Raw genomic sequence first — 24,586 nt, forward strand, 5'->3', positions numbered from 1 at the left:
ATCATCCTTCCACAGGAAAATCTGCCGGACGTACTTCTAATTCCCCATTGGGATTTTCCAAGAGAATTTGCATTTGCTTTTCAGCATAATCAAGCTGGTTATTGCAATTCTGAACAAGCTCTATTCCCTGGCGAAAGAGATTCAAAGCCTGCTCAAGGGGTACTTCTTTTTGCTCTAGCTCCCGTACAATACGCTCTAAATGCTCGATCCCCTCTTCAAAGGATAGTTCTTTATTCACTGTTTCCATCGTATTTCCCCTTTAAGAATCTGCTTATTAATTGGAATCAACACTTTTAGCTAATACGGCGCAAGTCAGTATACCTTCTTGCAGCCGTACTTGCACCTGTTGACCCACATTGATATCTTCACTCCTGCGCAGAACATTCCCTTTCGGACCATAAGTGAGGGAGTAACCCCTCCCCAAAATCGCTAAAGGACTTAGTAGATCCAGCTTCGCAGTCAATAGTTTTAGTATACCATTTTTATCAGAAACAAATCTAGTCATCCCTTGCTCCATACGTTCACTGAGGGAATCCAAGCGTTGGCGATTTTGGTCGATACGCCAGAAAGGATTGGAAAGGGGCCCTATTCCTTTCAAGCTGTCCAACCGCTGCCTTTTGCGCTGAAGCTGCGAGTTCATGGCGCTGTGTAGCCGAGACTTCAACTGCTCGAGATCGGTTTTTAATTCCAGCCACACAGGAACAGCCAGTTCAGCGGCAGCCGAAGGAGTGGGAGCTCGCAGATCTGCCACCATATCCGCAATGGTCACATCGGTCTCATGGCCTACTGCAGAAATCACCGGTATCCCGGATGCGGCAATGGCACGAGCTACCTCTTCGGTATTGAAAGCCCAAAGCTCTTCCAGGGAGCCTCCGCCGCGGCCGACAATGATCACATCCACTTGAGAGTGCCGATTCAGCCGGGCTATAGCCTGAGCTACTTCCCTGGGAGCAAGTTCTCCTTGAACAGCGGCAGGTGCCAGAATCCAGGAAATTTGCGGATTACGGCGAAACATGACCTTCAGTATATCTTTAATAGCAGCTCCCGTGGGGCTGGTAACAATACCTATGCGACGGGGGTAGCGGGGAATGGCCTTTTTGCGTTCCGGAGCAAATAAACCTTCTTGGGCTAAACGCTCCTTTAGCTGTTCGAAAGCTAAATAAAGGGCACCTACCCCGCTGGGCTGCATCTCCTCGGCATAAAGCTGAATCGTGCCATCCCGCTCATAGATGCGAATACTTCCCCGCACCAGGATTTTCATTCCATCTTGAGGGGTGAAGCGAACCCGTTCGGCACGGCTTCGGAACATGACCCCTTTAATGCTGGAATGTTCATCTTTTAAGGTAAAATACCAGTGTCCCGAGGGACGGTGGTTTTTGTAATTGGAAATTTCCCCGCTGACCCAGCAATTTATAAAATCCGGGTTGTCATTGAGGGTCTGACCGATTTCTCGGGTTAATTCAGCAACTGTCCAAATCTTGGGCACAATTTTCACCTCTTACTCATAATACAAAGACGCCTGCGACTTTTCAAGATAGAGTAAAAGCAAAAAGGGAGGTTTCCCTCCCTATCAGAACATTTTCTTTTTCCACAAGGCCAAGGCACTGATACCGGCAATACTAAACGCAATCACGGTAACCAAGCCAAAACCGTAAGGGTTATCCCCAAAAGGAACGGGAACATTCATTCCCCAAAAGCTGGCCAACATGGTCGGTACCGCCATAATAATGGTTATAGAAGTCAAAAGCTTGATGACCATATTCTGATTGTTGGAGATGATCGAAGCAAAAGCATCGGAGAAACCAACGATAATATGGCTGTACATCTCAACCATTTGGATCGCCTGATTGTTTTCAATGATGACATCTTCCAGCAAATCCTCATCTTCTTCATACATCTTAATCAAGTGCTGGCTTTGACTATTGGAACGTAAACGCATCAAACGGTCCATGACCACTCCATTGGAGCGAAGTGAGACCGTAAAATAGGTCAATCCTTTTTGCAGATCCATCAATTGAAAAATCTCCTGATTTTTCATGGAAGTGCGCAGGTCCATCTCAATTTGATCCGTGTACTTATTAATCTGGCGCAGGTACTTCAGATAATAGGAAGCAGATTTATAGAGGAGCTGGAATAAAAAGCGGGTCCGCTTCGCCGTATTAAAGCTCCGACAAGTATCGGCATTAAACTCCGCAAACACTGGGTTGTCTTCCAAGCAGACCGTAATAATATGATCTTTTGTCACAATCATCCCCAGGGGCAGAGTATCGTAATTGGTCTCGTTAATCATCAAAGGAATATTAGTAATTACCAATATGCAATGGTCTTCCAGTTCAATACGTGATCGTTCTTCTTCGTCCAAGGCAGCTTTGAGAATATCCATGGGCACTTCCGTAGCCTCAGCTACGGCATTGAGTTCCCATGAGGTCGGATTCACAAGTTGAATCCAGACTCCTTTAACCAGATCGTTCAAAGATAATTCTTGATAATTGCCCGCATCATTTTTACAAATTTTGAGCATCCGGTCCCCCCCTTTAGGTGGCCGGCTGAATCACAAACCTTGCTTCAAAACCGGACACACCCTTATTTTTGGATAAACTATTCAATTTCCTTCGACTAGGGCCTCCTGCGTCCAGTTTAATCACATCCCATCATTCTAAGCTACATTAGAACTATACTCCTTGAACTAATATGTGTCAATAAGCTACTCTCTTATAAAAATGCATAGTGTTACATATTTTTTATTCTCAAAGGCAAAAGCTTCTCTCCAAAACACTGGAAAAATAGGTTAAAAGATATTACTATTATGGCCAAAAGAAAAACATAAACATACTTCTATCACCGTCTGTCATTTTTCAGGGTAGTTGGCCATGCCGCTTGCGGGTCTTTTTTGCTCTTTTCTGGTCTCTTTTAGGATAGTGTTAAGATATGAAATGGGAGCACCGTCGGCTACCTTAAAGCAAGTAGTTTTACGACACTCCCATTTTTAATCAAACACTAACATTTATATACAACCCTGGATTACAGAGCTTCCATTGTTTAATCCAAACTTCGCAAAAAAGTTCAAGGTTAGGCGTCAAGAACTACAGTCTGCTTTGCACCACAGCTACGGTCTCATTCTTAAGCCTTTCAGCTTGGGCAAAGAGGCGTTCCCGCTCTAGCTTCACCTTATCCTGATAGTCGCTGTCTTTGACCTGGGGAAGATTAATATCCACACTGAACATGGCTGCTTTGAGGGCGCTTTCGGCTAGATAGGCGGCCACACCCACATCACTAATGGCCCCTTTATTGCCGATGGGGGCCAGTTCTTGTGCCAACTCCAAAACTGCGTAGCAGTTTTGAGCAATTGCCAAGGGAGTATCCGTAGCTGAAACCAAGACTTCCTGCATTTTTGCCGAGCGCACTTGTTTTTGTTCCTCCGTATCCTTAGGCAGCTTCAATACAGCCATAAAATTGGAGAATTCTTCAATATCCTGAGTCAAGCCGTTCTTAAGGTCATGGAGCAGCTTCTCACCTTTTTCCAAGATTACCTGGACTTGAGGCTCTACATCCTTATATTTTTCTTTACCTACAGTCAGATTTGCAACCATGCACACCATGGAGGCGCCTAAAGCTCCTACATATCCAGACACGCTTCCGCCACCGGGAGTGGGGGCAGCGCTGGCGGACTGTGCTAAAAATTCCGCGGTTGTCCATTGCCAGATTGTGTTCTCAGACATTATTGACCCTCCTTATGCTGCAAGGTAATCCCCTTCAGAACATTTTTCATGATTAACGCAGTCGTTAATGAGCCTACTCCACCCGGTACTGGGGAAATGAGAGAGGCGACTTCTTTAACTTCCTCAAAATCGACGTCCCCACAGATTCCGCCCGGGATCTCATTGATACCGGCATCAACGACTATGGCACCTGGTTTTACCATATCCTTCTTGACGAGTTTCGCTTTGCCTACAGCTGCTACGATGATATCTGCCTGGCGGGTAAAGGCCCCCAGATCCGGAGTACGGGAATGGCAGATGGTTACAGTAGCATTATGTTTAAGGATTAGGAAGACCAAAGGCTTTCCTACCGTCTCTCCCCGCCCGATGATGACCACATGCTTTCCGGCAATTTCAACCCCTGAACGGAGCATAATTTCAATACAGCTTTCGGGAGTCGCTGGGAACAGGCCTTCTTCTCCGCTAAGGATATATCCACGATTAATGGGATGAACTCCGTCCACATCCTTATCAGGACGCACGGCTGCCATGACACGCTCTTTTGAGATATGCTTCGGTAAGGGCAGCTCAATCATAATACCATGAACATCCGGATTGGCATTAAGGGAATCAATAAGGGCCAGGATGGATTCTTCTGAGCTGTCGGCAGGCAAAACGGAAAGTTCAAAATCAATGCCTAAGCTGTCACTTACTTTTTGCTTGGATTTCGCGTAGACCACAGAGGCCGGGTCGTCCCCAACGAGAACCACCGCCAGCTTAGGATTCACCCCTTGTTCCTTCCACCTCTTCACTTCTTCCTTGATCTCTTCTTTTAAGACTTTAGAAATTTCTTTTCCGTCTAACAATTGAGCCAATGAAATCCCACTCCTCTCTTTCATGTATGAAATATAAGTTCGCCCTTTACTATTCTCCATTACGACTTGAATTCCCTCTCCTTGGAAGCAATTTGTGAAGTATTTTTGTAAACCTTTCGATTATTCTGTCATCCATTTTTCTTTGACACTTTCGGCCATCTTAATCAACTCTGCTCGGTCTACTTCTCCGATAAGGGAAAACAATGAATCATCTTCCCAGACAATGCTGACCAAGCCCTGCTTTTCGGCTAAAAGTGCATCTCTGTCGTGAATTAAAATATTTTGCAGCACGGCGCCTTCCGTATCTATTCTCACATCGGTATTGCTGTTCAAATATCGGGTGAAACGGATGGTTTGACCCTGGTCGTTGGAGTAGTAAATGATTTCCAGATGCTCCCGCTTTTCTGTTTTGTCCACATTAAATCCTTGAGGAACATAGCTAGGAGCATACCCCTGCCAATCCGGCGGAATTTGCTTATGTCCCTGGTTAGCTTGCCCTTTATGTTTGTCTGTGGATTGAATACTGGTGTATTGATTCTGTATATCCAGAATGATATTTAAAGCCTTTACTCTTAATGCTTGAACACTGGCCACGACGATTGTAAAGCTTCCTAATAAAACCAGCAAGAAAACAGCTGCTTTAGGCAGGAACCTGATGGTTCGTTCTTTTATCCTGGTCAATGTTTCCTTTCTGTCATGCTTAGCAATCAGCTTCTGCATTTTCTGGTCAAAATCAGGCGGAAGTGTGACCTCGGAAGAGGAATCGTCCTCTAGAGGATACTCAGAGTTTATATTTTCCACATGACAGGCCGCAGCATATTCCAGGAGGGCTTCCAGCATTTTTTCTTTGGCTAGTATTTTTGCTGATTCTTGTTCACTCATGATGCCTTCCCTCCTGTTCTTGGGATAATAACTTGAGCAGACTCTTGCGGGCCCGATGGAGCCGGGTGCGGACGCTTCCGTGCGTAATATTCAACACCCGGGCTATTTCCTCGTCGTTATAGTGGTAATAGAGTTTAAGGGAAAGAATATCGGCATAAGCAGGCGGTAATTCTTTGATAAGTTCTGTTACTCTGGTAAAAGCCTCATTGCCCAGGATGATGTCCTCAACACTGGGGCCCGGCTCAGAGATATGTTCTTCAATCTCTTCCGCAGCCACGCTATATTGTTTTTTTCTTCGCCGATAAATATTTATGGCGGAGTTCCTAACAATAATAACGCATAAAGCTCTTGGTTTGTTACACTCGGTGCCCATGGTTTTATCAAGGTTGCGGGCGATATTGATAAAGGCTTCCTGAACAGCGTCCTCGGCCAGATGTTCATCCTTCAGGATTCGATAAGCTACCTTATACATAGCGGATGCATGATCTCTATATAAAACTTCCAGCTGGCTGCGGCTTTTTTTATTATGTACGAATGCCAAAGCGATCAGCATGAGTTTATCCTCCTTTTTCAGGGTGAGCTTTAGTGATCTGGGCAGGGCAATAAGGTTATTATATTATAGCACAATATCCTTAAATTTACAGGTTTGGAGATTCTTCAAGAAACAGGCAACTCTTATAACAATTATCCTTAAATCTTTTCAAAGTTTTTTCTTAATAAGTGTAACAGACTCCCTTCTTCATTTGTTAATTAGTATGAAGGACAAAATCATTATTGGTGCCGGCATCCAGCACTATAGTTTTAATTCTTTTAAAGTGTAACGTTTTAGGAAGGAGGAAAGGCATGAATTTTCCGGCTGATCAAAACCGGGTTATCCAAAGCTTGACCTACAGAGAAAAGGAAGTACTGCGATTAAGGGCGAAAGGCTATAGCAGTAAAAAAATCGCAGCTACATTAAATATTGAAATAACTACAGTAAGGACTCATCTCAAACATATTAAAACTAGGAGTTTCAAGCCAAATTGAGTTGATTCAATTCGTGTATAAAATGCACATTTAGGAAGAAAACAGTCGAAAATATCCTCCATGTGGAGGATAGACCAGCATTATAAAACGATGCAGAATAGACATAAAAGAAAGTATAAGCATATGCTTAGGTCAAAGAAGGGAGGTGAGTATCTATATTAAACCTCAGATTCATGGATAACTTACCTGTATAAATTATGAAAGGAGAAAATTATGTTTAAGCGATTCAGAATTACCTTTTTTACTTTCGTTTTGGGTTTTTTTCTCTCGTTTTCAGCTGTGGCCTTAGCAGCTAGTGCATCCAGCCCACTATCATCATTTGGAACCATTTATAATCACGCTTACTGGGGTGATGCAACTGTCTTTACCGATAGTGGACATGCCGCTGGATCCGCTGGCATAGAATGCGGCAATTCAGCACCTGCAGGTTACATGGGAGCACGTGCGTATTTGTATAGGCAATCGGTGGGATCTTATGTAAGTCTTTCTGAATGGTCTTACAACTCACTCACTGCTACGTCATGGGGGACTTCAACGGATTGGTATAGCGGTTATAGTGACTACTATAGAGCAAGAGGTAATTTCAACATATATAATGGCTATGACTATACTGAGAAGTTTAGTGGTTATACCCCATATTTACACAATTAGGAGGTGGAGTAACAGTTATGATTAAAAGAAGATCTCATGCTTTAACTATCGCAGGCGCTCTTGTTATAGGTCTAATAGCTGGATCGTTAAGTTTTGGTCCAATATCTTTATTTGCCGAGACCGTTCAAACGACTGCTGCTGTTCCTCAATATAAAATTAACGAGAATGGCCAGACGTATGGCTCCGGGATGTATGCACCTGATTCTTTAAGCTTACCCGACTTAATTTTGGCAGATGGAGATAATGGTGTTCAAGGGTATATAAAAAAGGCTGATATTAATAATGATTTACCTAAAAACCCAACAGAAGCTCTGGAGTGGAACAAAAAACTGGAGAGCGCTCCAGCATATCGCGAAGTACCGCTATATGATTTTGATGGTGTGACTGTCGTTGGTAGCTTTAAAATCTTTAACCCTTTAGCTGAAGACAGTAAAGAAATAGTGAATAAACTGCTCAATAATGCTGGCGTTGAAGATGTTGAGTAGATCGTTTAAGCCGACTCCAATAGTAATGTGTATATGTGTTTCATAGGCACAGTAAAGTCCTTGGGGGTGCCGCAAAACGTGATGAAAATACGTTTTGCGACACCCTCTTGTACTTGTGGAAAAAACCAAACTAGAGGAAAACATCCCCATTTAAGCTCTCTCTATGCAGGACTTATCTTACAGGTTCCGGCCAATCTCTTAGTGCATTATAAGAATCGCCCTAAATCTTTTTGAAAGTTTTGTTCAATATGTGTAACATTTCTCATCCCTCATTTGTTAATTGGTATGAAGGACAATGAAGGGAGGTGATATTATGCGGAAGAGAATAATAGCGTTTGCTCTGTCACTATTAATTCTTTGTCTGACCCCAATACAGATGTTTGCTCAGAGCACAAGTCAGGCAACAGAATCAGAAGTAGGCCCCATGTGGACCCACATTACTGAATTCACCAATTCCTTTGACATTTCCAGCAGCGGTTTAGCTCAATTTGATACCAGTCTTTACGCCCGCAGCAACGTAAACAAAGTTGTCATTGAGGCCAGCATCCAGCAATACAGCAATGGAAGCTGGCAAACGATTAAAAGCTGGACGAGCACTTCCAACACCAACAGCGGTTATCTGGCTCAAAAATGGTATGTCGTGAGCGGATACTATTACCGGCTGGTTTCGACAGGAGCCGTCTATCAGAATGATGTGCTGATGGAGCAAACTTCGTTCACAGGGTCAAGCTATTGGTATTAAGTTAATTTAGTTTGATAGACTAGCAACATAATTCAAATCTAAACAGCAAGAAAGTGGGAATATCTATGTTTAAAAAACTACTCTCAAGTGTTTTGTCTCTTGTGTTGATTTTAACTATGGGGACTACTGTATTAGCAACTGAAATTTCTAGTTCAGAGTTAAACACTAATTCTTTAGATGAAAAAATCACCAATTCACAACCATATACATTTACTGTTAACGAATATGATGTCTATGTTTCCACAAGAAATAAAACAAATGAACAATTGCTTAAAGAGGGGTATGAAACAGAAACCATTAAAGCCATCAAATCTAACTTAATTGAAGAAACTTTACTCAAGTATTCTAAGATGCCTACAGAAGAACTGATAGAAAAGTATGGATACACTAAAGAGCAAGCACAAATCATAAAAAATTATGATGGTTCTCCTATTGAAAAATCGCCAGAGCTGCGTGCGATCCTTGCTACAATGACTTGTACTGTTGAGGGGATTTCGGCAACTGTTGGTACTCTTTCAATTAAGTTCAGTTGGGACTGGTCGAATTGTCCGATACTGTCTGGGCCTGCCATTAAGGATATTGTCGGCATAAGATGGCAAGGTACAGATACCGCTGGTCAACCAATCAATTTAGCACTTGAATTTTCGTCTTGTACATTACACCATTATAATTATACCGGTACTACTTATCAATTCTCAACGACTGCATCTGTTGCAACAGATAACCCTTATGGTCACGCTTACTCAAAATTTCCAATGAGTATTAATGGTAGTAGTAGCGATTATGTCAAAAAAGGAGCTTTAATAGTTACAGTAAGTCGAACAGGAACTAACCATATTAAAGAGGCTGCGTTTGTTTTTGGATACGGACATACTATCTTGTCTCTGGAACCTTCTCTCTCATTACCTGTTGCGTTTGGTATAGGATTTTCTGCAGGTGTTGAAAAAATGGTCGAAAAGGCTGTAAGAATGACCAATACTGGAAACATTATTAGCTACTAATATGATTATTGAAGTAATTGCAATACTTGGAAGCCTGGTTGGAGTCCTTATCTTTCCCGTGACCCTCATCACCGCAATCAAAAAAATTCGCGACAATAAAAGCACCAAGATAGAAACTTTCATTATGACTCTTGTTTGCGCTTTAATATGGTGCGTTTTGTATGTACTTTATCTAACTAATTAGAACGTAGCAATCTTTGAGGCAAAGGTATATATCCATGTGCTTCCATGTTATATTAAAGAAATCAAAGAATCTCCTGGGTTATCCATGATTATGGAATTTGAATAATATGAGCAAGCCTCAAGAGACACTTCTCCGGAGGCTTGCTTTATTTTTGTCTATTCAATTGCCTGAATTCTGCTGCCTGGAATTAACCCTTATTCTTAAGATAGGCGTTAATTCCCGCAGCGGCTTTCTTTCCAGCTCCCATGGCCAGAATAATCGTAGCTGCACCGGTCACAATATCGCCCCCTGCGAAAATAGACATAGGCGAAAGCATAAGTATATGCTTAAGTCAAAGAAGGGGGGTGATTACCATGAGGAGAAAAGCAGTAATTCTTGCCCTGTCCCTTTTTATTCTTTGTCTGACCCCTATGCAGATATTTGCTCAGAGCACAAGTCAGGCAATGGAGCCAGAAGTAGGCCCAATGTGGGTCAATATTACTGAATTCACCAATTCCTTTGACATTTCCAGCAGTGGTTTAGCTCAATTTGATACCAGTCTTTATGCCCGCAGCAACATAAATAAAGTCGTCATAGACGCCAGCATCCAGCAATACACCAATGGAAGCTGGCAAACGGTTAAAAGCTGGGCGAGTACTTCAAACAGCAACAGCGGGTATTTAGTCCAAAAAAGTATGTCGTAAGCGGGTATTATTACCGCCTGATTTCGACAGGGGCAGTTTATCAGAATGATGCATCGGTAGAGAAGGCTTATTACACAAGTTCAAGTTATTGGTATTGACAAGCGGAATGTTTTATTTCCAAATTAACACTCCTTTTAGTTGGAAAGAGGTTGATTTTAATGAAAACCAGACGAAACTTCTTCGCTTTCCTGCTCGTAGCTGTGTTATTTGTATTCGGTATTGCGCCTAACACTTTGGCAGCAACAAGTAATTCAAATCCTTTATCTGCGGAAGAGGCGGTCAAATCTGTGATCTCCCAGTATTTTGACAATTATTTCAAATCATATCAGACCCTTGAGCTTATCGATTCAGATGATCTGGTTGAAGAGAACGAAAACACCTTATTATATAAGAAAATGCACGAGGTTTTCATTGATGGAAATAAAACTCCTTTAATAGAATGCTTGCCCGTAATTGGGCGCATAGATTTGCTGAACTAGGTGAATCTGACCGGTTCTTTTATACTGCTTGCGGAAATGATTGTACCAATTTTGTCTCTCAATGTATTTGGGCCGGTTACGGAGGATATATTGAAGGAAATGATACGCAGACCAAAAATAATATCTTTAATAGGGTCAGAATGGTTAACAATGTATGGCAAGCGGGTGCAATCGGAGGAGGAGGAGTTCCTAATTGGGAAAATGCCACCAATCTGTGGAACTATGTTACGACAAATACAGGAGACGGACCGCGAGCAACAGGAGCAAACAACAATCAGCCCTACTATAACCTTCCACCAAGCAGCATCTATTATGGAAATGCTTTACAGATTAGAAGCGGTAGTTCTGGAGAGTATGCTCACTCAGTATTTGTAACCTACAGCTTGGATTCTTCGACAACGGAATATAACCAGGTACTGGTGTCTCAACACACATACGATAAATATAACCGTAACCTTTGGGAGCTTATTACAGCATGGGGCGGAAATAATTGCTATATCAGAAAAATGTCCTTTAATAGCGCTAATTTCAGTAGTTAATCAAACTATATCACGAGAACGGAATTTGTTTTGAATGATTCAGCAATTCCGTTCTCATCCTTACTTAAATATCGAAAGGAGCGATCCTTAATCATGAAAAGGCTCATTTTAGCCGCCTTCCTATTCATTTTTTCCTTCACTGTGATAGCTTGCTCCCCTATGCAAAACAACACTCAAAATAATAGTTCTTTAGTCGAGCAAAATATTACCACGAAAGATATCGAAGAAAGCAAACAAGTGATCAAAGATCATATTGATGCTTTAAATAACGGAGATTTAAAAGCGTTAAACAAAACAATCGGCAGGTATAAACAAGAGCTTTATAACAATGGCAACATTGGTAATTACACACTAAAAATTGAGTCTATCGAATATCCGGGTCAATATACCACAGCTAACATTCCCCCGAGCAGCTATCGTACCAACTACGGTCAGGACCCCTATAAATCCATGTGCCTTCATGTGATTTTTTCCGAAGGCTGGGAAGGAAGAGGTATGGATAATTGGGATTATATTCTCATTAAAGAAACCGAAGAATCTCCCTGGGTTATCCATGATTGGGGGGGTTGAAAAATACGAAACAAGCCTCGAGAGATGATTCTCCAGAGGCTTGCTTTATTTTTTGGCTATTGAATTGCCTGAATTCTACTGCCTGGAATTAACCCTTATTCTTAAGATAGGCGTTAATTCCCGCAGCGGCTTTCTTGCCGGCGCCCATAGCCAGAATAACCGTAGCGGCACCGGTCACAATATCGCCCCCTGCGAAAACTCCGGGAATAGAGGTTTCCAGGGTTTCTTCATTGACTACGATATTGCCCCATTTGTTCAGTTCCAATCCTTCAGTGGATTGAGTGACCAGGGGATTGGGGCCTTGCCCAATCGCGACAACGACAGTATCCACTTCAATGTCAAACTCAGATCCAGGGATGGGCACGGGAGAGCGACGACCGGAGGCATCCGGTTCTCCCAGCTCGTAGCGGAGACAGGTAAGGGACTTGACCGCACCCTTTTCATCCCCTTGGATGGATACCGGGTTGGTAAGAAGTTGGAATTTAACCCCTTCCTCCTCTGCGTGCTCAAGCTCTTCATGACGGGCAGGCATTTCCGCCCGGGAACGACGGTAGACAATGCTGACTTCTTCCGCACCCAAACGCAGCGCTGTACGGGCAGCATCCATGGCTACGTTACCGGCACCAAAGACAACAACTTTCTTGCCCACTTTAACCGGAGTCTTGTACTCAGGGAAACGATACCCTTTCATAAGATTGGTACGGGTTAAGAACTCATTGGCGGAATAGACTCCGTTTAAATTTTCACCGGGAATTCCCAAGAAATTAGGCAGTCCGGCCCCTGTGCCGATGAACACCGCATCATAGCCATTTTGCAAAAGCTCATGGACAGAGGTCACCTTACCCACCACTTGGTTAACCAGAATCTCAACACCCATGGGTTCTAGGTTACAGATTTCGTTTTGAACAATATCTTTGGGCAGACGGAATTCAGGAATACCGTACATCAGAACTCCGCCGGCGACATGGAGCGCCTCGAAGATCGTTACTTTATGCCCAGCCTTGGCCAAATCGCCGGCACAGGCTAAGCCTGCCGGCCCCGCACCGATGATGGCAACCTTCTTACCGCTGGGTGGAGCCACCTCAGGAATTTTACATCCTTTGCTGATTTCGTAGTCAGCAACAAAGCGCTCCAGGCGGCCAATGGCCACCGATTCACCCTTGATCCCTAAGATACATTTAGCCTCACACTGGGACTCCTGGGGACAGACCCGACCGCACACTGCGGGCAAGGAACTGCTTTGCTTAATAATTGCTGCAGCTCCTTCAAAATCCTCTTCCGTAATTTTTTGGATAAATTCTGGAATGGAAATATTCACAGGGCAGCCCTGAACACACTTGGGATTCTTACATTGAAGACAACGTTGAGCCTCTTCGATAGCAGTTTCCGAAGCATATCCCAAGGCGACTTCATTGAAATTGTGAGCACGCTCTTTTGGGTCCTGGCAGGGCATTTCATGACGGGGTACTTTTAAAGCCATTATTATTGCGCCCCCTTTCCGCAATCACAGTCTTTAGAGATTTTGGCACGCTCTTCTTCATCTTTATAAAAACTGAGCCGCTTCATTGCCAGATCAAAATCCACCAGGTGACCGTCAAACTCAGGCCCATCCACACAGGCAAACTTGGTCTCATCCCCTACAGTAAGGCGGCATGCACCGCACATCCCCGTACCGTCCACCATGATGGGATTCATGCTGACGATGGTTTTGATACCTAAGGGACGGGTAAAGTTGGCTACGGAACGCATCATGACCACCGGACCGATAGCCCAAATGGCATCGATCTTAGTCCCTTGAGCAAGAATCTGCTCCAGGCCATTGGTGACAAAGCCTTTGATCCCTTTGCTCCCATCATCGGTGGCAATGACAAGCTCATCACTGATAGCAGCCATTTCTTCTTCAAGAATAAGGATGTCGGCACTCCGTGCACCAATGACAGAAATAAGCTTATTGCCTGCTTCTTTTAAGGCCCGGGCAATGGGGTATACCGGTGCCACGCCGAGTCCTCCTCCAATGCAGACCACTGTACCATGATTCTCAATTTCGGAAGGAACCCCCAGGGGACCTACAAAATCAAGGAAGTAGCTCCCCTCCTCCATGGAGTTAATCATAGCTGAGGAATAGCCTACATCCTGAATAACAATGGTTATGGTGCCCTTTTCCCGATCAAAGTCCATGACGGTGAGCGGGATACGTTCAGATTGTTCATCCATACGCACAATGACAAATTGGCCTGGTTCGACTTTTGCTGCGACTGCTGGGGCTTCAACTTCCAGCAAAACGATGCAGGGAGCTGAAGCGAGCTGCCTTCTTTTCACTACCCGATACACGTGCACTCCTCCTTAATTTCTATACAAAAAGATAACAACTTTCTAACTATTCGATATGGTCTGTCATATTTCCTGCCTATATTATACGTCCCCTGACTTTTTCCAAGGTAAGTATTGCCACACCAATCGCGTTATCCCGGCTCCAATCGGGTTGTGCCCAGTGAAGGTTGGCATGTTTAACAAGTTTCTTTTCCAGTTCTTTGCGGATGAATTGATTGGAAGCTACACCACCCACAATGAGAATTTCTGCTAATGCTGTCTTTTCCATTCCTGCCCGCAGTAGTTTTCCTAAGGTTCGAACGATACACCCTTCCACGGCTCGAGCCACATCGGCGGGATTTTTGCCCTGATCGATTAACCTTTGCGCAGCGGTTTCCACTCCGGAAAAACTCACTTCAAATCCCCTGACAGCCGAAGGAAGCCATGCCGCTGCCTCTGGATCGGCCTTGCGGGCCAACTCCTCCAAGTCTTTGCCCGCTGGAAAGGGCAGACCTAAACGGACTCCCACCCGATCAACGAATTGACCGGCATGGAGATCCGTTGTCCCTCCTAAAAGCCGTATATCGAGTTTTCCCGGCTGAACATGATGAACTTCCAATAGCTCAGTGGTTCCCCCTGAAATATGAACGGCCAGAAAATGAGATTCTTTCAGCTTGCTGGAGGCAATTCCTGCCGCCAAGTGGCCTTCCTGATGACTGGTTTCAACCAAGGGGATACAGCGGGCAGAAGCCATAGCCGATGCCACACCATATCCGGGAAGAAAAACCGGCATATAGGACTCTCTGAGAGGACGAGGTGCAGTGCTTACTCCCAGAGCACTGATTTTCTCCCAGTATTCCGACGGCACCGAGGTCACCAGTTGAGGCAAATTCTGAACATGCTGAAAAAGGGCTGCCGATTGAGCGAGCCCTCTTTCACCTTTGGGAACGGTCAAAACCTTCCTATTTTCATAGACCAGCTCAGCCCGCTCATCCACAATCGCTAATGAAGTGGTATATGCACTTGTATCAATTCCGAGGTAGAGTGTCATTCCCTTTTTCATCCCTTTTGTTGACGCTTTCTACGACCTTATCCAATATCCCATTGATGAATTTGCCGGATTCTTCACTACCATAGCGTTTAGCAATCTCTATGGCTTCATTAATGGTCACCCGGCCGGGAATATCTTCCCGAAAGAGAATTTCATAACTGGCAAGACGTAAAAGATTCCGATCCACATTGGCCATGCGTGATAATGACCAGCCTTCGGATAATTTCTCCAGGTTCTCATCGATCACTTCTTTATGGGTCCATGTTCCTTCCACCAGTTCCTCCGCAAAAGGAATGCTTCCTTCCGGAACAGCAAATTCCTCCGCCCATTTGTGAATTGTGGGCTTCAGATCTTGGTTTTCCCCGGTCATGTCCAGCTGGAATAAAACTTGCAATGCGGTCTCCCGAGCTAATCTGCGGCTCATAGGTTCCTCCTAGAATTATTAATTTAGGTCACGGATTTATGTCATAGATCACTATATTATGTATTACTCTCCGTTCAAAAGCTTACCTGACTCGCGGGGAACGATTGGGCTGAACAGGATCCAAACGGCGCACCAACACTTTCACCTCAGCAACTTTAATTCCGGTGAAACGTTCTACATCCTCTTTGATTTGAGTCTGCAGTTGCTCTGACACCTCTGTAATCACCGTTTCAGGATTAAATTGGCAGTCCAGAAGAATTTCCAGTCCATCTTCCCTCTGCTTAATCAAAGGCTTGACCAGACGCACCCCATTTTTACTCTGAGCACTGCGCACAATTAGATCCCCAATGGCATCCACAGTAACCCGCACTTCACCTAACTGGGAAACTGTGCGGAAGGTATGGTCTATGCTTTTTCGGGGTTTTATGAAGGGCAATATTCCCAGAACTATAATAAAGATGGCTATGATTAAGCTTTCCCAAGTATTGGCTCTTAACCAGTTTAATCCATCCAATATAAGTTCATAAGGAAGTCTCCACCCAGTACCTATGGCTAAAATATATCCCCCTATGACTACCAATAAGGCACCAACACTATACCCTATCAAATCGGTCACCACCTTATATTTGTTTACCCCCCCTGGTCACCAGGGGGGGTAAATCCATTCGCTTATTTTAACCGAGCAAGTTCTTCATCTTTAATCTCTGGAACAGGGCGGAAATTAACTCCCTGGACATGGACATTGGTTTCTACTACTAATAGACCGGTCATACCTTCAATAGCCTCTTTCACGGCTTCTTGAACCTTTAAAGACACCTCAGGTATAGACACACCATATTCCACAACGAGATAAAGATTGACAGCAGCTTCCTGTTCTCCAACTTCAACCTTAACGCCCTTGGAGAGGTTCTTGCCGCGACCAAGCATCTGGGCGATATCTCCCACAAGACCACCGCTCATGCCGGCTACACCTTCCACTTGAGAAGCAGCCAGACCGGCAATGATTTCTACCACTTCATCTGCAATCTTTATCGTTCCCAGTGTATTTTCTATATCTGGTTTTTCCATATTTTCACCTCATATCCACTTAATAAATCCATAAGTATCTTTTGTCATTATAACAAAAGAATACCATGCTGGCAAAGGTGAATGTACTATCTATTCTCCTAAAATCCGCCTTTGTATAAAGTTTGTGTACACTTCTCCCCGACGGAAAAAAGCATTGTCCAGCACTTTGAGATGGAAGGGAATAGTGGTGTGAACTCCTTCGATATAAAACTCTTCCAAAGCACGCTTCATTCTTTGGATGGCTTCTTCCCGATCAGCACCCCAAACGATCAGCTTTCCTATCATGGAGTCATAATAAGGTGGGATGGTATAGCCCTGATAAGCAGCACTGTCCACCCGAACTCCCGGGCCGCCCGGAGGATGATAGAATTCGATGGTCCCCGGTGAGGGCATAAAGTTCTTTTCTGAGTTTTCTGCATTGATCCGGCATTCCATAGCCCAGCCGCGAATTTGAACATCTTCTTGTTTAATTCCTAAAGGCTCACCGGCTGCAACGCGGATCTGCGCTTTCAACAGATCAATCCCGGTTATAAGCTCCGTCACCGGATGCTCGACTTGAATTCGTGTGTTCATCTCAATGAAGTAGTAATTTCCGTGCTTATCCAGAAGGAATTCGATGGTCCCGGCACTGGAATAATTGGCAGCTTTGGCAGCCTTTACTGCCGCTTCTCCCATGGCTTGACGCAGCTCGGGAGTAAGGGCACTGGAAGGAGCTTCCTCCAGTAATTTTTGATTCCGCCTTTGCAGGGAGCAGTCTCGTTCTCCGAGATGAATCACATTGCCATGTTTGTCCGCCAGAATTTGAAACTCGATATGACGAGGTTCCTCCACATACTTCTCTAAGTAAATCTCCGAATTGCCAAAGGCTGCCTGAGCTTCACTTTGAGCAGCTTGAATGGATTTGGCCAGTTCTTTGGGGTTCTGGGCAATGCGCATCCCTTTACCTCCGCCTCCCGCCGAGGCTTTGATCATGACAGGATACCCAATCTCCTTGGCCAAAACCGAGGCGGATTCCACATCGGTAAGCACCTCTTTGGAACCGGGAACCACCGGGACCCCGGCTTCGATCATGGTCTTACGGGCAGTCGCTTTATCGCCCATGGTTTCAATCGCTTTCGGCGAAGGACCGATAAAGGTGATACCGCAGGATTCACAAATCTCGGCAAATCGTGCATTCTCCGATAAGAACCCATAACCGGGATGAATAGCATCCACATCGGTTAACTCAGCAGCGCTGATGATATTGGGGATATTCAAATAACTCCTGGCTGAAGGGTGGGGACCGATGCATAGTGCCTGGTCAGCTTCCCGGACATGCAAAGCATCCCGATCAGCCTCGGAAAAGACGGCCACGGTCTCAATATCCATTTCCCGGCACGCCCTTATGATCCGTAAGGCAATCTCTCCCCGATTCGCTATCAATATCTTTTTAAACATGCTGCCTATCTCCTCATTATTCAACTGCAAACAAAGGCTGACCGAATTCCACCGGTTGACCGTTTTCCACCAAAATCTCTACGATTCGTCCACTGATTTCCGCCTCTATCTCATTCATGAGTTTCATGGCTTCAATAATACATACCGTCTGGGACTCTTTAACCATCTGTCCCAGCTCAACAAAGGATGGAGCATCTGGAGCCGGCGAACGATAGAAGGTTCCCACCATAGGCGCCTTGATGTATTGTAGGTTTTTCTTAGGAGCTTCAGCAGGGTTTTGAATTTCTGGGGAAGCTTTAACCACCGGTGCACCGACCACTGTCGATGCAGGCTGGAGGCTGACTTCCGTGGCCGTTCCTCCCATTACAGGCAGTGCCATGGCCGGTACGGCCGTACTGCCCTTTTTGATGGCGACTTTTACTCCTTGGCTTTCAAGGTTCAACTCTGTGATATCGGTGTCTCCGATAAGTTTTATGAGCTCTTTGATTTCTTTTAAATCCATTTTGGAATCCTCCTTCGAAACTGGGACCGACGGGCTTTTAGCAGCGACCGTGACTCCCTTCTCTCTCTCAATAAAGAACTTTTTAGCCACCTGTGGAAACAGGGCATAACTCAAGACATCCTCCCGGGATAAGGCAAACTCTTTGCTTTCCTGTTCTGCCTTTTTAAGACCAGGTTCTAATTTATCCGCAGGACGAATAGTGAGGACTTCTTCATCTCCGATAATCAGCTTCTGGATCTCGGGATCCACGGGTGCGGGAGGTCTGCCATAAAGCCCACGGACATAGGCCTTAACCTCGGCAGGCACTAATTTATATCTTGCCCCGCTCAACACATTCAATACAGCTTGAGTCCCCACGATTTGGCTGGTTGGCGTTACCAAGGGTGGATAACCCAATTCTGCCCTAACACTGGGTATCTCGTCAAGCACTTCATTGATGCGATTAAGGGCTTTTTGCTCTTCCAGTTGGGATACGAGGTTGGAGATCATTCCTCCGGGTACTTGGTGTTCAAAGACACGCATATCCGAAATGCGAGTGATTCCCCGTTCAAAGCCTCTGCTCTTGCGGAGATCCTCAAAATAATTGGCAATGGTAAAGAGCTGAGGAATGTTCATCTCCGGAGCGAATTCAAATTCTTGAAGCGCCCGTACCACAAGCTCTACGGGTGGTTGACTTGCACCGAAGGCTAAGGGAACACTGGCTGTATCGATAACATCCACACCCGCTTCGGCAGCCTTGAGATAGGCAATGGTTCCCATACCGCCGATATAATGGGTATGTAACTGAACCATGACCCCTAGTTCCTCTTTGAGCAATCTGACGAGTTTATGCCCACGCTGTGGGGTCAGCAGACCAGCCATATCCTTAATGCAAATGGAGTCCGCTCCTAAATCCACAAGGGCTTTAGCTGTTTCCAGGTAATGCTCCAAAGTATGCACAGGACTGATGGTATAGACCACGGAAGCTTGAACATGGGCTCCGGCTGCTTTGGCCGCTTCCATGGGAACAATCATATTGCGAACATCATTTAAAGCATCGAAAATTCGAATAATATCAATTCCATTTTTTACACTCAGTTGAACAAATTCCCGAACCACATCATCAGGATAATGCTGATACCCCACTAAAGATTGCCCTCTTAACAGCATCTGCAATGGGGTTTTCTTGACATGCTGTTTTATTGTTCTTAATCTTTCCCAGGGATCTTCCCCAAGAAAACGCAGGCACACATCAAAAGTCGCTCCGCCCCAGACCTCAAGGGAATGATATCCCACTTGATCCAATTCTGCTAGAATAGGGAGCATATCTTCTGTCTTCATCCGGGTAGCCCAAAGGCTTTGATGAGCATCACGCAGTGTCGTATCCGTAATTTTTACCGGTTTCATCCAGCATAACCCCTCTCTCTAATACCCTGTATCACTTTTCTCTTTCTAAATTTGGTTTATGTTTTATTATATGAAACTGGTAAATCTTTTTCAACGAAACATCGTCAAGTATACAATATCACGCCAAAGTATACAGTATATACTTCGAGATCGGATCTATGCGCAAATCGAAAAGATTCTGTACTTTATATTTTGATAATCCCATGGCTGCCATGCACAGAATCTTTTTGATGTTAATAACGGTAAGATATTCGGATTTGATCTTTGGAAGTATTGGTAACACGAAGAACAATGTCGCGAATGAGCTTGATTTCTGCTGCTTCCAGATTGGGAGCATAGACAATAACTGCAACTTCATTATTCCCAAAATCAGCGATGGCATCCTTAATTCCACTGATTTTAAGGAGATTCTCTATCTCTTCTTCCTTTTGAATCTTGTGACTCAGCTGTAGCCATTTTCCTTGGGCTTCCTCCCTTGTTTTTACAACACTGGAATCTAAAAGGGGAGCCAGCATATTCTTGGCCTCTTGCCGGGAAGCTTCCCGCTGCAGCCGATAATTGACAAAATAATCCCCTCCTTGAGGCAAAGGCTTGACCACCTCCGAGGAAAAATAAATGCTCCGGCTTTCCGGCTGTGCCTGGACCGGTACACTTTCTTGAGTGGGACGGCTAAAGGTTTCATTGCCGTGAACCAGATGCCAAATAGTGTACAGCAGCAGAAACGCTACCATGACAACTCCCACCAGCAGCCATTTTTGTCCTTTGCTTAAATCACCCCAACGTTTCAGAGTCATGATTTTCATAGTACCCCTCCCATGGGCTGAACATTGATCTTATCGGAAGGAATATTTAATAAAGTTCGTACGGCGTTATGGATATTTTCCCGGACATTCGGATCGCTGGCCCCCTCGGCAATGATCAGAACTCCTGCAACATTAGGCCGTTCTTCCATGACAATCACCGGTTGGCTGGCACCGTTGGGCATCACCAGCTGATTGTTTTCGGTGACCTCTGTGGACTCCCGTGTCCCGCCACTTTTATCGGACTCTTTCGTCGTTTTCTTGGTCACACTGCCATTGGTAGCATAATCGGAACGAAGACTGGAGGATAAGGTTACGGATACTTGAACACTTCCAACCCCTGACATCTGCTGAAGGTTCTGTACCAACTTCTTCTCCATTTCTTTTTCCAAAGTGCTGATTCGGGTAACTTCAACGGGATCCCGGGTCTCCACGGCCTGATTCATGGGCACCACCGGCGCACTGCCCCCACCTTTGCTATAGAGCAGCATACATACCGCAGCTACTACGAGCACAGCGGGAATTAGGATTTTGGGCTGGATATCTTTAAAAAGATTCATGAGTTATTCCTCCCTTACTTTCTAATCTTTTCTGTTTTTATCATTGATCGTGCTGTCAGCAGCATGGGCAACGACTGCGAAAAAAAGTTGCAAGCCGGTTGGCTGGAAGCGGATTCTCCAGAAACAGGGGTCCCGGGGCGGGGATCTTCAGGATTTTGCTTTACGCCGTTCACTCCATAAGCTATGCGGAGCAATCTAATCGCTCAAGACCTCCACTCCGTCGGTACCTGCGCCGTTAAGTCATTCTCTGTGGTGTGGCGGCTTGGGCGAAACCCTCGTCCGGGTTTCGGTCCGGCCAAATCGCTCCTCGAAAGCACTGCTTTCGCACTTGTTCTCAATGGCCGGTTGGAAACGTCCTGTTTCCAACCCGACTCCGCTGCAGTCTTTCGCAAAGATTGCTTACCTGCTCGCTTAAATCCGTTCACTTCTGTAAAGCAAAATCCTTGGGCTGCCTTTCGGGTCTGAGCGGTGTGATATAGGTACGCTACCTGACCCGGATAACACTTCTCATCTTTTGCTGGTGCTGCAGCAGCAGCATGGGAGTCTACCCAGAAAATAGATCTGAAAAAGGCTCATAAAATATGCTCTAAAGAAGTGCTAAAAGAGACCTACAAGCGTAGCTTTACGCACAAGGGCGAACGGCTTTAGCGGAGGGGTGGTCGGGTCAACAAGGCTTTCTTAACTTGGACGAGCCACCGGTTCACATCAGGTATTACCCAGAGGTTTGGCTTGACTGTTAAGAAAGCGGGTTGACCAGCCCCGGAGCTATAGAGTGAGCGTTGTGCGCAAAGCTACACGACCCAAGCAGCTTTTTCACCCACTGCCGGCACTGCCGCAGGCAGTATGAAAATCTACCCTTCCGTTATAATGATCTGTTCCCTGGGCATCTGCATAAAGACAGCTACTTTATCCCGGATTTCCAGAGCTGCTGCCGACAATACCGGCTCCTTATCCGACTTGGGCTCATCCATGCTGATCACAATGTCTTCAATAGGTTGGATTCCCTGTTCCTCGGGATCCAAATGAATCATAATCCGGTTGATGCGAGGTATATCTGTCAATCCTCTTGAGCCTTCAGCCAAATCCACGTTCACCTGAAGCTCCTTAACTCCCTCAATTCCGACGCTTAAGGCTTTAATCTGGTTGACGACGATGGCTTTGTACTGCTCTTGCACTGCATTGGTACCGATGGTCTCGCCCTCTTCCCCAGAGGCAAGAACCGCCAACTCCTGGGCGGAGCTTTCGGTCCAAGCCGGTATTGTGCTCTCCATGGTCATTCCCAATAATGAAGTAATGGGAGTAAGGATCGCCGAAATGACAAACAATCCCATAACCAGTTTGACGAAGCCCTTCATGGACTTATTAGGGAGCAGCATCTCCAGAAAGCTTGCCAAAAGCAAGATGATAGCTAAATTGCGAACAAGAGTTTGTAAACTCTCCAAAAACCTCACCCCCCTACCGCAGCATTACTGTTAAATTGCCGGACCCCACCACCACGGTAATGGCCATAAAGAACATGATCGCTACAGAGGCTACGGATGCAAAAATAAAGATCAAACTCTTGGACATTTCTTGAAGGGTATCCGCTAATTCCTTTTGTCCAAGAGGTTCAATCAAAGCCGAGGAGATTTTAAAAACCAGAATCATGGCGACCAGCTTAACCACCGGACCTAAACAAATTAAAGCCAGGGCGATAATGGCTACGATCCCTAAAGCATTTTTTAACAAGAGTCCTGAAGTAACCACCAATTCCACTGCATCTTTAAAGAATTTACCCACCACAGGGATCAGGTCTGCGGAGTATTTTGCTGTACGCAGAACCACTCCATCAGCCACTCCTCCCGTAACCCCTTGAACCGCCATGACTCCAATGAAGACGGTTAGGATAATACCTAAGCTTAATTTTCCGGTAAACTCCAGGAGGCCGGCTAGTCTGCTGAGTTTGAATTCGTTGGAAATATGATTAAAGAGTTTCAGTACTGCAGCTAAAAAGAACAAGGGTAAGGCTACAGTTTTGATTAAGGTAGCCAAAAAGGTCAAGCTGCCTAATACTATAGGCTTGAATAAGGCGGCAGTGGTCAAATTTCCCATAGCCACCAGCATGGTCATCATGACCGGGAGGAGGGTCTGCATGAACCCTGTCATGGTTTGAATGGAATCAGAGGCCACTTTTATGGCTATTTGGAAGGTGGCCAGGGCAATCCCCATCAGCACTAAATAAGCAAGAATCTGAGCCATTTTTCCCACTTCACCGCTAAATGCCGATTGAAGTTGTTGAAGAACAGCGGTCAATACAGCCAGAATTAAGAGCTTTCCGATTAAGGGAGCACTCTCGAGAATCTCTTTTCCTAATAAAGCGAGCAGTGTTCTGCCAATCTCCACAGGGTGAAGATTAATATTACCTTGGCGCAGGTCATCAAAGAGTTTAGCTAAGGAAAAATTGGGCAAAGACTCCTGAACATCCCGATCAATCTGCTCCAGAAATCCCCGAACTTCTGTCAGATCCACTTGAACGGCAAGGTCTGCCGAAGGTTCAGTGATTTCTCCTTCAGCATAAACCAAGGAGGGAGTTGTCCCATTTCCTATGAAAAAAAAGAAAAGAAAGATTAGAATTACTCGCTGCATTTTTTCACCTCACGGCACAAGTCGCATAACGGACTCCAGTATCGCTACGATAATAGGAATCGCCAGAACTAAGACCCCCACTTTGGCGGCGATCTCTATTTTAGTTGCAAGGGCTTTTTCTCCCGCATCCCTACAGATATCAGCACCAAATTCCGCCAGATAGGCGACCCCAACAATTTTTAAGACAATAATCAAGTAGTAAGAGCTAATATTGGCCTGATCCGCAAGATTCTGCAGTAAATCGATGACGATCTTGATTTTGTCCAGAATCAGGGTAAAGATAATGACTCCGGTCAATATTGTCAATTGAAGGGCAATTTCTTTGCGTAATTCTTTTAAAACCACCCCGATAATGGCTACCACTAAGGCAATTCCTACAATCTGCCATATCTCCACATTCAGACCTCCCTAATAGATCTGAAATACACTGCGTACAAGGTTAAAAAGGTCAGCCACAGCCTGAACTACAATATAGAGAACGACCACAACCCCTGCCAAAACGGTAAGCTGTGCAATATCTTTGCGGTTGGCCTGCTCCAGAACCATGACGAGAACTCCCACCAGAAGCCCGATTCCCGCTATTTTCATCACCATGTAAAAATCCATAT

At 45.0% G+C, this 24,586-nt stretch carries 30 protein-coding genes; 9 read left to right on the plus strand and 21 right to left on the minus strand.

Annotation, left to right across the window (positions count from 1 at the left end; translation table 11 throughout):
- Window position 1: 1 nt before the first annotated feature.
- From xseB to DESDE_RS14195, 7 genes are all read right to left on the minus strand, one after another.
- Entirely contained in the window at window positions 2-247 is a 246-nt protein-coding gene (gene xseB / locus DESDE_RS14165) for an exodeoxyribonuclease VII small subunit (protein ID WP_014794706.1), read from the minus strand.
- Window positions 248-274: 27 nt separating this feature from the next.
- Window positions 275-1,486: an exodeoxyribonuclease VII large subunit gene (gene xseA, locus DESDE_RS14170; RefSeq protein WP_014794707.1), complete on the minus strand. Its 1,212-nt coding sequence runs from the start codon at window positions 1,484-1,486 to the stop codon at window positions 275-277.
- 84 nt (window positions 1,487-1,570) lie between these two features.
- On the minus strand, window positions 1,571-2,521 hold the full coding sequence (locus tag DESDE_RS14175; RefSeq protein ID WP_014794708.1) for a magnesium transporter CorA family protein: 951 nt from the start codon (window positions 2,519-2,521) through the stop codon (window positions 1,571-1,573).
- A 562-nt stretch (window positions 2,522-3,083) separates the two neighbouring features.
- Window positions 3,084-3,719, minus strand: a complete 636-nt coding sequence (locus DESDE_RS14180) for a cyclodeaminase/cyclohydrolase family protein (protein WP_014794709.1) — start codon at window positions 3,717-3,719, stop codon at window positions 3,084-3,086.
- Complete coding sequence (locus DESDE_RS14185; RefSeq protein ID WP_014794710.1) at window positions 3,719-4,573, minus strand: bifunctional 5,10-methylenetetrahydrofolate dehydrogenase/5,10-methenyltetrahydrofolate cyclohydrolase; 855 nt, start codon at window positions 4,571-4,573, stop codon at window positions 3,719-3,721. Before DESDE_RS14185 ends, DESDE_RS14180 begins: the two co-directional genes overlap by 1 nt.
- A 120-nt stretch (window positions 4,574-4,693) precedes the next feature.
- Window positions 4,694-5,455: a DUF4367 domain-containing protein gene (locus DESDE_RS14190; protein WP_014794711.1), complete on the minus strand. Its 762-nt coding sequence runs from the start codon at window positions 5,453-5,455 to the stop codon at window positions 4,694-4,696.
- Window positions 5,448-6,008 carry an RNA polymerase sigma factor gene (locus DESDE_RS14195; protein WP_014794712.1) on the minus strand — a complete coding sequence of 187 codons (561 nt, stop codon included), beginning with the start codon at window positions 6,006-6,008 and terminating at the stop codon, window positions 5,448-5,450. Before DESDE_RS14195 ends, DESDE_RS14190 begins: the two co-directional genes overlap by 8 nt.
- 290 nt (window positions 6,009-6,298) lie before the next feature.
- Here DESDE_RS14195 and DESDE_RS14200 point away from each other — a divergent pair, with 290 nt between their 5' ends.
- The 9 genes from DESDE_RS14200 (at window position 6,299) to DESDE_RS14240 (ending at window position 11,815) form a co-directional block, all read left to right on the plus strand.
- Window positions 6,299-6,481, plus strand: a complete 183-nt coding sequence (locus DESDE_RS14200) for a response regulator transcription factor (RefSeq protein WP_242831258.1) — start codon at window positions 6,299-6,301, stop codon at window positions 6,479-6,481.
- Window positions 6,482-6,694: 213 nt separating this feature from the next.
- A complete protein-coding gene (locus DESDE_RS14205) occupies window positions 6,695-7,132 on the plus strand; it encodes a hypothetical protein (protein WP_014794713.1) in 438 nt (145 codons plus the stop codon).
- Window positions 7,133-7,149: 17 nt separating this feature from the next.
- Window positions 7,150-7,617 (plus strand): hypothetical protein, encoded by a 468-nt coding sequence (locus DESDE_RS14210; protein ID WP_014794714.1) that lies wholly within the window; start codon window positions 7,150-7,152, stop codon window positions 7,615-7,617.
- Between the two features lie 313 nt (window positions 7,618-7,930).
- A complete protein-coding gene (locus DESDE_RS14215; protein ID WP_014794715.1) occupies window positions 7,931-8,359 on the plus strand; it encodes a hypothetical protein in 429 nt (142 codons plus the stop codon).
- A 65-nt stretch (window positions 8,360-8,424) separates the two neighbouring features.
- Window positions 8,425-9,360 carry a hypothetical protein gene (locus DESDE_RS14220; protein ID WP_014794716.1) on the plus strand — a complete coding sequence of 312 codons (936 nt, stop codon included), beginning with the start codon at window positions 8,425-8,427 and terminating at the stop codon, window positions 9,358-9,360.
- Window positions 9,361-9,897: 537 nt separating this feature from the next.
- Window positions 9,898-10,227, plus strand: coding sequence for a hypothetical protein (locus DESDE_RS14225; protein ID WP_019850899.1), 330 nt, complete (start codon window positions 9,898-9,900; stop codon window positions 10,225-10,227).
- A 158-nt stretch (window positions 10,228-10,385) separates the two neighbouring features.
- The gene (locus DESDE_RS14230) at window positions 10,386-10,706 is read left to right on the plus strand and encodes a hypothetical protein (protein WP_041917277.1); all 321 of its coding nucleotides are present in this window, start codon (window positions 10,386-10,388) and stop codon (window positions 10,704-10,706) included.
- Window positions 10,667-11,245 (plus strand): amidase domain-containing protein, encoded by a 579-nt coding sequence (locus tag DESDE_RS21280; RefSeq protein WP_014794717.1) that lies wholly within the window; start codon window positions 10,667-10,669, stop codon window positions 11,243-11,245. The genes DESDE_RS14230 and DESDE_RS21280 overlap by 40 nt, the downstream gene beginning before the upstream one ends.
- Before the next feature lie 93 nt (window positions 11,246-11,338).
- Window positions 11,339-11,815 (plus strand): DUF4829 domain-containing protein, encoded by a 477-nt coding sequence (locus DESDE_RS14240; protein ID WP_014794718.1) that lies wholly within the window; start codon window positions 11,339-11,341, stop codon window positions 11,813-11,815.
- A gap of 88 nt (window positions 11,816-11,903) precedes the next feature.
- Here DESDE_RS14240 and gltA read toward each other — a convergent pair whose 3' ends face one another.
- From gltA to spoIIIAC, 14 genes are all read right to left on the minus strand, one after another.
- On the minus strand, window positions 11,904-13,295 hold the full coding sequence (gene gltA / locus DESDE_RS14245; RefSeq protein ID WP_014794719.1) for an NADPH-dependent glutamate synthase: 1,392 nt from the start codon (window positions 13,293-13,295) through the stop codon (window positions 11,904-11,906).
- Between the two features lie 2 nt (window positions 13,296-13,297).
- Window positions 13,298-14,146 carry a sulfide/dihydroorotate dehydrogenase-like FAD/NAD-binding protein gene (locus DESDE_RS14250; RefSeq protein WP_014794720.1) on the minus strand — a complete coding sequence of 283 codons (849 nt, stop codon included), beginning with the start codon at window positions 14,144-14,146 and terminating at the stop codon, window positions 13,298-13,300.
- A 76-nt stretch (window positions 14,147-14,222) separates the two neighbouring features.
- Window positions 14,223-15,176 carry a tRNA (adenosine(37)-N6)-threonylcarbamoyltransferase complex transferase subunit TsaD gene (locus DESDE_RS14255; protein ID WP_014794721.1) on the minus strand — a complete coding sequence of 318 codons (954 nt, stop codon included), beginning with the start codon at window positions 15,174-15,176 and terminating at the stop codon, window positions 14,223-14,225.
- Window positions 15,154-15,600 carry a transcription antitermination factor NusB gene (gene nusB / locus DESDE_RS14260; RefSeq protein WP_014794722.1) on the minus strand — a complete coding sequence of 149 codons (447 nt, stop codon included), beginning with the start codon at window positions 15,598-15,600 and terminating at the stop codon, window positions 15,154-15,156. Before nusB ends, DESDE_RS14255 begins: the two co-directional genes overlap by 23 nt.
- An 82-nt stretch (window positions 15,601-15,682) precedes the next feature.
- Entirely contained in the window at window positions 15,683-16,207 is a 525-nt protein-coding gene (amaP, locus tag DESDE_RS14265; RefSeq protein ID WP_014794723.1) for an alkaline shock response membrane anchor protein AmaP, read from the minus strand.
- A 62-nt stretch (window positions 16,208-16,269) separates the two neighbouring features.
- Window positions 16,270-16,668, minus strand: coding sequence for an Asp23/Gls24 family envelope stress response protein (locus DESDE_RS14270; RefSeq protein ID WP_014794724.1), 399 nt, complete (start codon window positions 16,666-16,668; stop codon window positions 16,270-16,272).
- Window positions 16,669-16,758: 90 nt separating this feature from the next.
- Window positions 16,759-18,105: an acetyl-CoA carboxylase biotin carboxylase subunit gene (gene accC, locus DESDE_RS14275; protein ID WP_014794725.1), complete on the minus strand. Its 1,347-nt coding sequence runs from the start codon at window positions 18,103-18,105 to the stop codon at window positions 16,759-16,761.
- A 16-nt stretch (window positions 18,106-18,121) separates the two neighbouring features.
- Complete coding sequence (gene accB, locus DESDE_RS14280) at window positions 18,122-19,993, minus strand: acetyl-CoA carboxylase biotin carboxyl carrier protein (protein ID WP_014794726.1); 1,872 nt, start codon at window positions 19,991-19,993, stop codon at window positions 18,122-18,124.
- 233 nt (window positions 19,994-20,226) lie between these two features.
- A complete protein-coding gene (locus DESDE_RS14285) occupies window positions 20,227-20,796 on the minus strand; it encodes a SpoIIIAH-like family protein (RefSeq protein WP_014794727.1) in 570 nt (189 codons plus the stop codon).
- Window positions 20,793-21,353, minus strand: a complete 561-nt coding sequence (locus tag DESDE_RS14290; protein WP_014794728.1) for a stage III sporulation protein AH — start codon at window positions 21,351-21,353, stop codon at window positions 20,793-20,795. The genes DESDE_RS14285 and DESDE_RS14290 overlap by 4 nt, the downstream gene beginning before the upstream one ends.
- 851 nt (window positions 21,354-22,204) lie before the next feature.
- Entirely contained in the window at window positions 22,205-22,795 is a 591-nt protein-coding gene (gene spoIIIAF / locus DESDE_RS14295; RefSeq protein ID WP_014794729.1) for a stage III sporulation protein AF, read from the minus strand.
- 13 nt (window positions 22,796-22,808) lie between these two features.
- Window positions 22,809-23,978, minus strand: a complete 1,170-nt coding sequence (gene spoIIIAE / locus DESDE_RS14300; protein WP_014794730.1) for a stage III sporulation protein AE — start codon at window positions 23,976-23,978, stop codon at window positions 22,809-22,811.
- Window positions 23,979-23,987: 9 nt separating this feature from the next.
- Window positions 23,988-24,374 (minus strand): stage III sporulation protein AD, encoded by a 387-nt coding sequence (gene spoIIIAD / locus DESDE_RS14305; RefSeq protein WP_014794731.1) that lies wholly within the window; start codon window positions 24,372-24,374, stop codon window positions 23,988-23,990.
- A 12-nt stretch (window positions 24,375-24,386) separates the two neighbouring features.
- A complete protein-coding gene (gene spoIIIAC, locus DESDE_RS14310; RefSeq protein ID WP_014794732.1) occupies window positions 24,387-24,584 on the minus strand; it encodes a stage III sporulation protein AC in 198 nt (65 codons plus the stop codon).
- Window positions 24,585-24,586: the final 2 nt, after the last annotated feature.

The organism is Desulfitobacterium dehalogenans ATCC 51507 (assembly GCF_000243155.2).
Lineage (GTDB): Bacteria > Bacillota > Desulfitobacteriia > Desulfitobacteriales > Desulfitobacteriaceae > Desulfitobacterium > Desulfitobacterium dehalogenans.

Excerpts from the sequence above, each read along its gene's own strand:
- DESDE_RS14240 (WP_014794718.1), top strand. The coding sequence starts at position 11,339 with ATGAAAAGGCTCATTTTAGCCGCCTTCCTATTCATTTTTTCCTTCACT.
- DESDE_RS14195 (WP_014794712.1), bottom strand. The coding sequence starts at position 6,008 with ATGCTGATCGCTTTGGCATTCGTACATAATAAAAAAAGCCGCAGCCAG.
- DESDE_RS14290 (WP_014794728.1), bottom strand. The coding sequence starts at position 21,353 with ATGAATCTTTTTAAAGATATCCAGCCCAAAATCCTAATTCCCGCTGTG.
- spoIIIAE (WP_014794730.1), bottom strand. The coding sequence starts at position 23,978 with ATGCAGCGAGTAATTCTAATCTTTCTTTTCTTTTTTTTCATAGGAAAT.
- DESDE_RS14285 (WP_014794727.1), bottom strand. The coding sequence starts at position 20,796 with ATGAAAATCATGACTCTGAAACGTTGGGGTGATTTAAGCAAAGGACAA.
- nusB (WP_014794722.1), bottom strand. The coding sequence starts at position 15,600 with ATGAGCCGCAGATTAGCTCGGGAGACCGCATTGCAAGTTTTATTCCAG.
- spoIIIAC (WP_014794732.1), bottom strand. The coding sequence starts at position 24,584 with ATGGATTTTTACATGGTGATGAAAATAGCGGGAATCGGGCTTCTGGTG.
- accB (WP_014794726.1), bottom strand. The coding sequence starts at position 19,993 with ATGAAACCGGTAAAAATTACGGATACGACACTGCGTGATGCTCATCAA.
- xseB (WP_014794706.1), bottom strand. The coding sequence starts at position 247 with ATGGAAACAGTGAATAAAGAACTATCCTTTGAAGAGGGGATCGAGCAT.
- DESDE_RS14200 (WP_242831258.1), top strand. The coding sequence starts at position 6,299 with ATGAATTTTCCGGCTGATCAAAACCGGGTTATCCAAAGCTTGACCTAC.
- DESDE_RS14230 (WP_041917277.1), top strand. The coding sequence starts at position 10,386 with ATGAAAACCAGACGAAACTTCTTCGCTTTCCTGCTCGTAGCTGTGTTA.
- DESDE_RS14210 (WP_014794714.1), top strand. The coding sequence starts at position 7,150 with ATGATTAAAAGAAGATCTCATGCTTTAACTATCGCAGGCGCTCTTGTT.
- DESDE_RS14180 (WP_014794709.1), bottom strand. The coding sequence starts at position 3,719 with ATGTCTGAGAACACAATCTGGCAATGGACAACCGCGGAATTTTTAGCA.
- DESDE_RS14205 (WP_014794713.1), top strand. The coding sequence starts at position 6,695 with ATGTTTAAGCGATTCAGAATTACCTTTTTTACTTTCGTTTTGGGTTTT.
- DESDE_RS14215 (WP_014794715.1), top strand. The coding sequence starts at position 7,931 with ATGCGGAAGAGAATAATAGCGTTTGCTCTGTCACTATTAATTCTTTGT.
- gltA (WP_014794719.1), bottom strand. The coding sequence starts at position 13,295 with ATGGCTTTAAAAGTACCCCGTCATGAAATGCCCTGCCAGGACCCAAAA.
- DESDE_RS14220 (WP_014794716.1), top strand. The coding sequence starts at position 8,425 with ATGTTTAAAAAACTACTCTCAAGTGTTTTGTCTCTTGTGTTGATTTTA.
- DESDE_RS14175 (WP_014794708.1), bottom strand. The coding sequence starts at position 2,521 with ATGCTCAAAATTTGTAAAAATGATGCGGGCAATTATCAAGAATTATCT.
- DESDE_RS14255 (WP_014794721.1), bottom strand. The coding sequence starts at position 15,176 with ATGACACTCTACCTCGGAATTGATACAAGTGCATATACCACTTCATTA.
- DESDE_RS14225 (WP_019850899.1), top strand. The coding sequence starts at position 9,898 with ATGAGGAGAAAAGCAGTAATTCTTGCCCTGTCCCTTTTTATTCTTTGT.
- DESDE_RS14270 (WP_014794724.1), bottom strand. The coding sequence starts at position 16,668 with ATGGAAAAACCAGATATAGAAAATACACTGGGAACGATAAAGATTGCA.
- accC (WP_014794725.1), bottom strand. The coding sequence starts at position 18,105 with ATGTTTAAAAAGATATTGATAGCGAATCGGGGAGAGATTGCCTTACGG.
- DESDE_RS21280 (WP_014794717.1), top strand. The coding sequence starts at position 10,667 with ATGCTTGCCCGTAATTGGGCGCATAGATTTGCTGAACTAGGTGAATCT.
- DESDE_RS14190 (WP_014794711.1), bottom strand. The coding sequence starts at position 5,455 with ATGAGTGAACAAGAATCAGCAAAAATACTAGCCAAAGAAAAAATGCTG.